The 10,874-nt window shown below is 33.8% G+C and carries 10 protein-coding genes and 2 pseudogenes; 6 read left to right on the forward strand and 6 right to left on the reverse strand.

Going from position 1 to position 10,874, the window contains the following annotated elements; all coding sequences use genetic code 11:
- Nucleotides 1-90: 90 nt before the first annotated feature.
- From MV589_RS09775 to MV589_RS09800, 6 genes are all read right to left on the reverse strand, one after another.
- On the reverse strand, nucleotides 91-1,653 hold the full coding sequence (locus MV589_RS09775; protein WP_297434382.1) for an ion transporter: 1,563 nt from the start codon (nucleotides 1,651-1,653) through the stop codon (nucleotides 91-93).
- Between the two features lie 3 nt (nucleotides 1,654-1,656).
- Nucleotides 1,657-3,087, reverse strand: a complete 1,431-nt coding sequence (gene gatB / locus MV589_RS09780) for an Asp-tRNA(Asn)/Glu-tRNA(Gln) amidotransferase subunit GatB (protein ID WP_297434384.1) — start codon at nucleotides 3,085-3,087, stop codon at nucleotides 1,657-1,659.
- A gap of 58 nt (nucleotides 3,088-3,145) precedes the next feature.
- On the reverse strand, nucleotides 3,146-3,409 hold the full coding sequence (locus tag MV589_RS09785; RefSeq protein ID WP_297434386.1) for a hypothetical protein: 264 nt from the start codon (nucleotides 3,407-3,409) through the stop codon (nucleotides 3,146-3,148).
- Between the two features lie 11 nt (nucleotides 3,410-3,420).
- Nucleotides 3,421-4,095, reverse strand: coding sequence for a F0F1 ATP synthase subunit A (locus MV589_RS09790; RefSeq protein ID WP_297434388.1), 675 nt, complete (start codon nucleotides 4,093-4,095; stop codon nucleotides 3,421-3,423).
- Nucleotides 4,096-4,186: 91 nt separating this feature from the next.
- Nucleotides 4,187-5,755: a ribonuclease Y gene (rny, locus tag MV589_RS09795; RefSeq protein WP_297434390.1), complete on the reverse strand. Its 1,569-nt coding sequence runs from the start codon at nucleotides 5,753-5,755 to the stop codon at nucleotides 4,187-4,189.
- Nucleotides 5,756-5,779: 24 nt separating this feature from the next.
- Nucleotides 5,780-6,349 (reverse strand): 5-formyltetrahydrofolate cyclo-ligase, encoded by a 570-nt coding sequence (locus MV589_RS09800; RefSeq protein WP_297434393.1) that lies wholly within the window; start codon nucleotides 6,347-6,349, stop codon nucleotides 5,780-5,782.
- A 65-nt stretch (nucleotides 6,350-6,414) separates the two neighbouring features.
- Between MV589_RS09800 and MV589_RS09805 the strand changes: the two genes are divergently transcribed.
- The 6 genes and pseudogenes from MV589_RS09805 to MV589_RS09830 all read left to right on the forward strand — a co-directional run.
- Complete coding sequence (locus MV589_RS09805) at nucleotides 6,415-6,996, forward strand: TlpA family protein disulfide reductase (RefSeq protein ID WP_297434394.1); 582 nt, start codon at nucleotides 6,415-6,417, stop codon at nucleotides 6,994-6,996.
- A pseudogene (ftsY, locus tag MV589_RS09810) lies at nucleotides 6,997-7,872 on the forward strand (signal recognition particle-docking protein FtsY); the annotation flags it as partial. It lies immediately after the preceding gene.
- 341 nt (nucleotides 7,873-8,213) lie between these two features.
- Nucleotides 8,214-9,560, forward strand: coding sequence for a DNA repair protein RadA (gene radA, locus MV589_RS09815; protein ID WP_297434396.1), 1,347 nt, complete (start codon nucleotides 8,214-8,216; stop codon nucleotides 9,558-9,560).
- Nucleotides 9,561-9,631: 71 nt separating this feature from the next.
- The gene (locus MV589_RS09820; RefSeq protein ID WP_297434398.1) at nucleotides 9,632-9,892 is read left to right on the forward strand and encodes a hypothetical protein; all 261 of its coding nucleotides are present in this window, start codon (nucleotides 9,632-9,634) and stop codon (nucleotides 9,890-9,892) included.
- A 14-nt stretch (nucleotides 9,893-9,906) separates the two neighbouring features.
- Nucleotides 9,907-10,566 carry a carbonic anhydrase gene (locus tag MV589_RS09825; RefSeq protein WP_297434400.1) on the forward strand — a complete coding sequence of 220 codons (660 nt, stop codon included), beginning with the start codon at nucleotides 9,907-9,909 and terminating at the stop codon, nucleotides 10,564-10,566.
- A 16-nt stretch (nucleotides 10,567-10,582) separates the two neighbouring features.
- Nucleotides 10,583-10,874 (forward strand): annotated as a pseudogene (locus tag MV589_RS09830) (flagellar basal body-associated protein FliL); the annotation flags it as partial.

Here is a 10,874-nt window from a genome sequence, read left to right on the forward strand (position 1 = left end):
GCAAAAATACGGATATTACTGTATGTCTTTTTAACATTTGAGATAATCTCATGCGCATATTTATTATGTCCAAAAATTAAGGCTGTTCTTTTACTCACTACGAACCTTTGTATGAAGATACTTTTCAAACTCTCTTATAAACATAGAGTAACCAATAACCAAAAGATAATCCCCTACTTCTAAAATTGTATCATCAAGTGGATTAAAATAAAATCTCTCTTTGCTTGTTTTATAAATACCAAGCAATACAATCCTGTAATTCTTGTTATTTAATTCAGAAACAGTAGCAAAATTATCAACTATTCTCTGTGTTATCCCTAGTTCATCAATTTTTACATTTGCATGTTCACTTCTAAGTTCATGAATCACTTCAAACGCAACAGGTATACCCACTAACTCTTTTGTAATAAGCCCAACCAGCTCTTGAGGATAGACAATATTATTTATTCCTGCAAACTCTAATTTTTTACGATTTTTATCATTTATAAGTAGTGATAAAATTTCCACATTTTTACTTAGAGAACGTATTGTTAAAGCTGCGTAAACATTCTCAACATCATCTTCACTTAAACATAAAATATGCTTCACCTGCTTCTCTAAATTTACATTTATTTTTTTATAACTTTCAACACTTCCTGGATCATAAGCAAGAGCAACAAAACCATCTTTAATTGCTTTTGAAACTGCACTTTCATATTTATCAAGTATAATAATTTTATTTCCTGCTTTACTCAGCTTTTTAGCAACTGTACTTGCTACATCACTATAACCACAAATAAGATAAAGTTTTTTTAATTTTGCAATGCCTTCTACTGTTTTTATCTCTTTAATCTCATCAAGTTTTTCGGTAAAAGCAGAGACAAAAAGCGAAGTAGTAAATGCTAAAACTGCAACACCAGAACCAATAACCAACATAGCGACAAATCGTCCTTCATTTGAGACGGGAGTTATATCACCATACCCAACTGTAGATATAGTTACAATCGCCCAATAAACCGCTCTGTATAAACTGGTTATTTGTGAATTTGGTTGGTTTGCTTCCATCACGTAGATCAATACAGAAGATATAAAAACCACCACAAATGCAAACATAGCTAAGGTTAAAAATTCAAATTTTTTCGTTGCTAAAATGGAGGTAATAATTTGAATACTCTTTGCATAGCGAAAGAGTTTAAAGACACGAAAAAGTATAAATATTCTAAGTACTCTTAATTCATGGAAAAAAGGCATAATAGCTAAGAAATCTATGATAGCCTGAGGAGACATCATATAATGAAATTTTACTAAAAATGCCTCTTTAAGTGCCTTTGAAAGTCGAACATCACGAAGTAAAAATGAATCATATTCTGCCCTCTTAACAATGATTTTACTTACACTGCTATTTACCCATAAACGCAGCAGATACTCCACTAAGAAGAAAAAAGAGACTATATAATTACTAAAAAAGAGAAGAAAATCATCTACATGATATTTCACTTCCCTAATTAAAACCGCAACACTGATAAAAATCAGTACAATCATAAATATATCTATATACTTCTTATATTTGTTTTTATCATTTTCTAATATATCATAAAAAAAACGCTTTCTTTTTTGATATGTACTCGATGTATCAAGATGATAAGCAATATCTAGTACAATATCTTTTAGCATTTTCTATCCTAATTTCACTTTTAAAATTTCATTTACAACTTGAGGATTTGCACTTCCTTTAGAAGCTTTCATTACTTGCCCGACAAAGAAGCCAAAGAGTTTCTCTTTTCCACCTTGGTACTGCTCCACTTTTTCTGGATTAGCATTAATAATTTCATCACATATTGCTTCAATGGCACCCATATCGGTCACCTGTTTAAGTCCAAGTTTATCAATAGCATCATCTACAGAAATCTCTTCATTTTCCATCAAGAAGTCAAGCACCTCTTTTGCAGCTTTTCCACTAATAGTTTTATCATCAATTCGCTTCACAAGAAATCCAAGTTTTTTAGCATTTACTGCAGAGTTCGTAATATTTACCTCTCCTTTTAGACGACTTGGAAGTTCAACACTCAACCATGTTGTAGCAGTTTTGGCAGTGACGCCATCTTCACTCATCATTGTTTCAAAGAAGTTTGCTGTCTCAACGCTTGATGTTATAACTGCAGCATTGTATTCGCTCATACCATATTCACTTATAAAACGCTCTCTCTTTTCATCTGGAAGTTCTGGGATTTTTGTATATTTTTGCATCATCTCATCAGTTACTACACATTTAAGCAGATCTGGCTCTGGAAAATATCTATAATCAGCAGCTTCCTCTTTTCCCCTCATAGAACGCGTTTCCTGTTTTACCGAATCAAAAAGACGAGTCTCTTGACAAATCTCTTGCTCATAAAGACCATCTTCCCACGCCTCACTTTGACGTGCTACTTCAATCTCAATCGCTTTTTGAATAAACTTAAATGAGTTAATATTTTTAATCTCAACGCGAGTATAAAGTTTTTCATCTCCTTTTGGACGAATGGAGACATTGACATCTACACGAAAACTTCCCTCTTGCATATTTGCATCACCAATATCAAGATAACGAATGATAGAGTGAAGTTTTTTAAGATACAAAATCGCATCCTCAGCACTTCTCATATCTGGTTCACTTACTATCTCAAGCAGTGGTGTTCCTGCACGGTTTAGATCCACTTTAGATATATCACCATCGTGAATATTTTTACCAGCATCTGCTTCAATATGAGCGCGGTTTACCCGTATAACTTTATTTGAACCGTCTTCAAAATCAATTTGCAATTTTCCATGTTCTACAATGGGTGTATATAGTTGCGTAATTTGATAAGATGAAGGGCTATCTGGATAAAAGTAAGATTTTCTATCAAAATAAGAGACTCTATTTATAGTTGCATCTAGTGCAGTACCTAGCATGATAGATTTATGAACGACCTCTTTATTTAAAACAGGAAGTGCTCCAGGAAGAGCTAAACAAGTTGGACAAACATTTGTATTTTGCTTATGATTAAAACTCGTAGCACACGAGCAAAAAAGTTTTGTTTTTGTATTTAATTGTACGTGGACTTCAAGCCCAATAACTACTTCAAACATAGGTATCCTTAGATAAATTAATTAGACTTATTTTATCTAAGTTATTCTTTAAAAGACGTTATTCACACTCTTTTGCGTAGATTTTTTCTAAAAGCTCTGTTTGCTTTTTCGACTCTTCAAGAGTACATTTTCTAACTTCAAAGCTATCTAAAAGTAGTATTAAAAAAAGAGAAATTATTGCAAAAAGAAGTGTTGCAAAAAGTGCTATGGCTATGCCAAAAGCAATGAAGATTTTAAATATAAAAAGAGCACCAAAAAGCACTATTGCCCATGATGCTCCAAGCAAAAAACTAATTATTCGTTGATAAATATCTTTTTGCATTTAAAAGAAGCTTAGTGCTCTTCTACTATGATTGCACCAGCAAGGTAAACATAAGTAAGCATCATGAAAATGAATGCTTGTAAAAACGCCCCAAATGTAAGTAGTGCAAAAGGAATCAATGGTAATACCCAAGGAACAAGCATCAAAATTACTGCCAAGAACATATCGTCACCCTTGATATTACCCATTAAACGGAAACTAAGAGAGATAATACGAGAAAAGTGAGAAACAATCTCAACTGGGAACATTAACCATGCTAACCACCAAACTGGACCAGTAAAGTGTTTAAAGTATTTAATAACACCATGTGTTTTGATACCAACAAAGTTGTAATAAACAAATACAGTAAGTGCTAGAGTCAATGTCATATTTAAACTAGATGATGGTGCTTCAAAACCTGGAATAATCCCAATAAGGTTTGCAATACCTACAAATAGACCAATAGTAGCAACTAACGCAAGATATTTACGAGCATGTGCTTTCCCCATTACATCAATTCCCATCTCAAGAACACCTTTAAGATAAGCTTCCATTAAGTTCTGAGTACCTTTTGGTACAAGTTGTAGATTAGACATTGCAACTTTTGCCAAAAATATTGCGATAAACGCAGATAAAAGCATGTGTGTTAGAAATAGAAAATTATGATTTTCTGATATTACTCCAAAAAAAGTAAACAATTCACCCATAGGCGCACTCCCTTGTCTTTAAAAATTACTGCAATTATAATCAAATTAGCATTAAATTATTATAAGTCTCACAATAATTTCTATAGAAATTTTATTTAGCGTACTCTATCGCTCTACTCTCTCTAATGACATTTACCTTTATTTCACCAGGATATTGCACTTTATCTTCTATTTCCTTGGCAATTTCCCTTGCTAGAAGTATGGATTCATCATCATTAATCAGCACTGCGTTTACAATAACCCGTACCTCTCGACCTGCATTTATTGCATAAACTTGTCGTACACCACTATGAGTAGAGGCAATATCTTCTATCTCTGTAACACGCTTCAAAAAGCTCTCTAGCACTTCACGCCTTGCACCTGGTCTAGCAGCAGAGAGTGCATCAGCGGCACACACTGCACCACACTCTATAGAGTTTATCTCTTGCTGCCCATGATGCGCATATATAGCATTAATTACTACTTCATTTTCATTATATCGACGACAAACTTCTGCACCTAAATCCACATGATTTCCATCATGGTCATGCGTCAAAGCCTTGCCAATGTCATGTAATAACCCTGCTCTTTTTGCAAGAATTGGATCTCCACCCATTTCGCCAGCCATTACACCTGCTAAATGTGCTACTTCAAGAGTATGCGCAAGTGCATTCTGCCCATAACTCGCACGATAACGTAGACGACCTATAAGTTTTACTAACTCTGGATGCATAACACCAATATTCATATCAGCAAGTAACTCTTCACCTTCACTAAGTATTTTAGACTCAAATTCATCCGATACTTTTTTAAATATCTCTTCTATTCGCGCAGGTTGAATACGTCCATCTGCAACAAGTAACTGAATTGTTTTCGTTGCAATAGCGCGGCGGTAGAGGTTAAAACTACTTACAAGTATTGCGTTTGGCGTATCATCAATAATAATATCTACACCTAAAAGCATTTCAAGAGCTTTAATATTTCGCCCCTCTTTGCCAATAATACGACCTTTAAGTTCATCATTATCTAAATGAACAAGATTCGTCAATCTCTCAGATGCAAACTCCCCAGCAAAACGGCTTGTAGCCTGAGCCAGTATATAATTTGCCTTACGCTCAGCCTCTTGTTTGGCTTCATTCTCATACTTTCTAACAATATGTGAAATCTCACCACGCATTTTCTCTTCTATCTTATTAAAAAGCTCTGTTTTAGCCTCTTCTTGTGTAAGTCCAGCACAATGTTCTAATGTGTGTAAGACGTCATCTATCGATTTTTCATATTTTTCTTTTAGTGATATTAGTGACTTTTCATTTCTCTCTAAATTAATTTTTTGTGCATTTATCTGATGTAACTGCGTTTGAATTGTATGTTCTTCTTCGCTTTTATATCTTGCAAATTCCTTTTCATTTCGAATAATCTCATCTTCTCTTTGAGAAAAATCAGCTCTTGCTCTCTCTTTTGCACTGTCAAATAATTTTTGTGCATCTAGTTCAATCTCTTTTGCTTTGAGTCTTGAACGGTCTAAAAGAGTTTGCGCTTCATTTTCAATGGCTTTTGCTTTTGCAGTAGCCTGCTCGACGTAAATATCAAAATTTGCACTAGTAATTTTTTTAGAGATGAAAAAACCCACTACACCACTTACAATGGCAGTTCCGCCACCCAGCAGTATCTCGTTTAACATCTGTAAATCCCTTTTTCTATAAAGTTATAGAAACCTGTTTTCTATCATTTTTGTTGGAGTAATAAGTAAATCACAAGTAATATCATGTACATCACATAGAGTTTGATGTGTAGAACATAATTCTGCCTGTACAAAAATAGTATATGGTTTTACTTTTAATTTTTCAAAGAAACGGTCATACATTCCTTTTCCATACCCAACTCTTTGAAAATTTCCATCTACTCCAACTACAGGAACTATAGCTATATCAATTTTATTTATATTTTTTGTTGTGTTTCCCGCTTCTAAAATTCCAAATTTCTTTTTATGTAGCGGTAATCTAAATGGTACCATTTTAAAACTTGAACCTTCCATAAATGGGATATATACCTCATGTTTTTTTCGTAAAGTTTTTAAAGATTTCACTATATTTGCTTCATTCTCAAGAGGATAATAAAAAAGAATTTTTAAGCGTTTGTTAGTTTTATTCAGATGTGAAATAGTTTCTAAGAGCTTTTCATTAAGCATTGCTGTTTTATATATCTTGTTATGTTTATCTGCTTTTTTCATTTTTTTTATGCATTTAGTTCGAAAACTGCTTTTTGTAAGTATCATATTAAATCTTTATCGCTATAATTTGAGACATTTTACACAAATAAACATATAAAAGGCAAAAAATCATGTCAAAATTTTCAATTTTAACTTCACTTCTCGCTGTAACACTACTGTTTCAGGCTTGTTCTAAAGAGGACAAATCACACGATACAACTAACAAAGCTAACCAAGAGGCAAATGCCCTACTCGCTACAAATCAGTTTGTTTTAAAGTCATTAGATAATAAAGAGTATGTTATAGAAAAAAAAGCAGATGGATTTGCACTCAAAGGCGCGAAAGGAAAAGTGATAATACTTGATGTTTTTGCAACATGGTGTCCACCTTGTCAAGCAGAAGCTTCTCATCTTGCATCACTCCAAAAAAAGTACAAAAATGATCTTAAAGTCATAGGTATAACAGTTGAAGAAAATATACCAAATACAAAACTTGAAAATTTTAGAAAACAGTTTGGAGCTACTTATACTTTAGTAAATTCTAGTGAAAATATGCGTCTTATAAATGAAATAGCAGCAAAATTAAAAATTGGAAGAAATTTTGGTATTCCATTAATGGCTCTTTATAAAGATGGAAAACTGATAAATTTCTATCAGGGTGCTACCGAAGAGGAGTTTATAGAGAGTGACATTAAAAAGGCGCTGGGAAAATAGATGTTTGGATTCATCAAAAAATCGCTAGGAAAAACTGTTGATGCGATTAAAACTGTAGCTCCAAAGAAAAAAATATATTTTTCCAAAGATGAACTTGAAGATATTTTACTTGAAGCAGATGTTGAATATGCTCTCGTTGAAATAATTTTAAATGAGATATATCAAGAGAAAATCACTCGTGATATATTGCGTTCAAAACTTTTAGCAACACTTTCATATACATCTTATAAAGAACCAGAGTACACTGCTCCTTTTGTTGAGCTTATTGTTGGTGTCAATGGTGCTGGAAAAACAACAACCATTGCAAAACTTGCTTACAAATATCAACAAGATGGAAAAAAAGTCATACTTGGTGCTGGAGATACTTTTAGAGCAGCAGCCATAGAACAACTGACACTATGGGCTAATAGACTAAATATTCCTATTGTCTCTTCAAAACAGGGGCATGACAGTTCTGCTGTTGCGTATGACACTATAGACTCTGCAAAAGCAAAAAGTTTTGATGATGTCATCATAGATACTGCTGGTCGCCTGCATACACAAACAAATTTAGCAAATGAACTAAAAAAGATTAATCGTATCTGTGACAAAGCACACTCTGGTTCACCTCACAGAACTATTTTAATTATTGATGGCACACAAGGGAACTCTGCTATTTCTCAGGCAAAAGCATTTGATGAGATGATAGGCATTGACGGTATTATTATTACAAAACTTGATGGAACTGCAAAAGGTGGTAGTATTTTCAGTATTGCTTATGCACTCAAACTTCCTATACTTTATGTAGGTACTGGTGAGCAACCTGAAAACCTAACTCCTTTTGACAAATATGAATTTGTAGATGGACTCTTAGATGCACTCTTTGAAGAGACAGAAGAAGAGGAAAAAGAAGAAGTACAAACACAACAGGAAACAATTACTCAAGAATCTGTTAAAACTGAGATTGAAGAAGATGAAATTGAAAATATAGATGAACAAGAGAATATAAAAGAGAAAACACTCGAAACTTTTCTAAAAGAGGAGCGTCTTGTATTTGTAAAATATATCTCAGATTCAAAAGCATTGGTAAATTATGCCAATACACCAGTCGATACCACCATCCAATACTCCAACGGAACTTGGAGCTATCTAAAATAAAATATGGCATCTTGTCATATTTTTTTCAAATCCTCTCTCTTTTTTGTACAATAACATAAACTTAAACGCAAGGCGATGCCATGGCTAAGAAAAAAATACTATTTGAATGTCAACACTGCGGACTCACCACTCCAAAATGGATGGGAAAATGTACAAACTGCGGTGCGTGGGATAGCTTTATAGAGCTTAATGAACACCAACAAGAGGTAGTTAAACAGACGAAATCTACTGTAAGTTCTTCGGCTAAAGCTATTAGTATTAATGACATTGAAGAGGAGGAAGTGTACAGATTTTCTTCACTTGATGATGAACTTGACAATGTTCTCGGTGGTGGCATTGTCCCAGGTTCACTCACTCTTATTGGTGGCAGTCCTGGAGTTGGAAAATCAACCCTTCTTTTAAAAGTCGGTGCGAATATTGCCTCCACAGGAAAAGATGTTCTTTATGTAACAGGAGAAGAGTCTGCCGGACAGATAAAACTACGGGCAAACAGACTCAATTCAAATCATAACTCACTCTATCTTTTAAGTGAAATAAGACTCGAACAAATTTTAGTAGAACTGGAACACCGCAGGTATGATTTTCTTATTATTGACTCTATTCAGACAATTTATAGTGAGAACATAACTTCTGCACCAGGTTCCGTCACACAAGTGCGTCAAATTACTTTTGAACTTATGCGTATAGCAAAAGAGAAAGATATAGCTATTTTTATTATTGGGCATATCACAAAAGAGGGTTCCATCGCTGGTCCTCGTGTACTTGAACACATGGTAGATACAGTTTTATATTTTGAGGGTGATTCATCACAAGAGTTAAGGATCTTACGAGGATTTAAAAACCGTTTTGGTGCGACAAGCGAAATAGGTGTTTTTGAGATGAAAGCAGAGGGATTGGTATCGGCAACAGATATAGCTTCACGATTTTTCAACAGAAATTCGCAACAAAGTGGCTCTGCGCTTACTGTCATTATGGAGGGAAGCCGTCCTATTATTTTAGAGGTGCAGGCACTTGTTTCAGAGTCCCATACTCCAAATTCAAAGCGTCAAGCTACAGGATTTGATAATAATCGCTTAAATATGCTTCTTGCCCTGCTAGAGAGAAAACTTGAAATTCCTCTCTCTGGTTATGATGTTTTTATCAACATCACAGGAGGTATCAAAATTACAGAAACAGCAGCAGATTTAGCAATACTTGCTGCTATTATTAGCAGTTTTAGAGACCGAGCTATTTCAAAAGAGACCATATTTATAGGAGAGGTCTCACTTGTTGGAGATGTACGAGAAGTATATGCTCTTGATGCACGTCTTAAAGAGGCCAAAATGCAAAATATTACAAAGGCACTCGTTTCAAAAAAACCTCTTGAAAAAACAGCTATGAAAATATTTATAGTTGATGAAGTGACAAAACTTTTAGAGTGGTATTAAATTTATAAATTTAAAGTTTTATTTCTATATTTTCATTGTATAATTCCTTAATTACGCACAAAAGGTAAAAAATGATAGATGCTGAGTTTAGAAGTGAGGAAAGATTTTCGAGATTAGCACTGGGATACAATTCAGAAACTGAAAAAGAAATTGTACAAACAGAGGTCGACAAGGCAATTAAGAAGTGCGCTTTAACTCCTGAAATATATACAACAAAGGTTTCAAGTGGTAAAGAAGTTTTAATAATTGAATATCATGATGATTGTAATCGTGAGGCTGGTCCAATATTTGAAGAGATAGTCAAATCTTTAAATGTTAAAAAGTGTAGTTAGAGTAGGAGTATTATATGAATATGGCAGAATATGCAGAAGGGAATAAACTTTTTAGAACCTATTTTAAAAAGAATAAAGAGTCTCTACTGAATCTTGTGGAGAATGGGCAGGCACCAAAAGCACTTTTTATAGGCTGTTCCGACTCTAGAGTAATTCCTGATATGATAATTCAATCTAACCCAGGAGATTTGTTTGTCATACGCAATGTTGGAAACTTTGTACCACCATTTAGTCCTGATGAAGATTTTCATGCAACTGCTTCGGGTATAGAGTATGCAGTAAGTGTATTAAATGTAGGAGAAATCATTATTTGTGGACATACACATTGTGGAGCATGCCAACATCTTTTTGAAGAAATTGATGATACTCCCAATCTTATTCATACAAAAAAATGGTTAGAACTTGGAGAGAGTGCTAAAAAGTCAGCAATACTCAGTCTGGGAATAAACGCTCCTCAAGAAGAGTTATTGCGTTTAACCGAAAAATTATCAGTCATTAAACAGATAGAAAATATTCTAACATATCCAAATGTTAAAGAGAGATTTGAAGCTAACGATTTACATATACATGGTTGGTATTATGATGTTGAAACTGGAAATATTGAATATTATGATGCAGATACTTACGAGTTTTTACCACTCAAAACATTAATTTCACATAGTGATAAATCATAATTTTAGGGAGTAAGAAATGGCTAAAGAAGAAGAAGAAATAGAAGAATCTGAACAAAAAGAGAAAAAATCAAGTAGTAATATGCTAATGATTATTATTATTGTAGTCTTAGTTTTAATCATTGTCATAGGTGCTATATTAGGCGCAGTTGCCTTTATGGGTGGAGCTGATGCAAGTACACCTCAAGCAAAAGAAAAAAGTGTAGATGCACCAAAAACAAAACATATTCAAAATGCTTCTGTAGATAATGAAAGACCTTTGGATGAAATTGGAATTCTCTATCCACTTGACACTTTTACTGTAAACCTAA

The organism is Sulfurimonas sp., assembly GCF_026991475.1.
Taxonomy (GTDB): domain Bacteria; phylum Campylobacterota; class Campylobacteria; order Campylobacterales; family Sulfurimonadaceae; genus Sulfurimonas.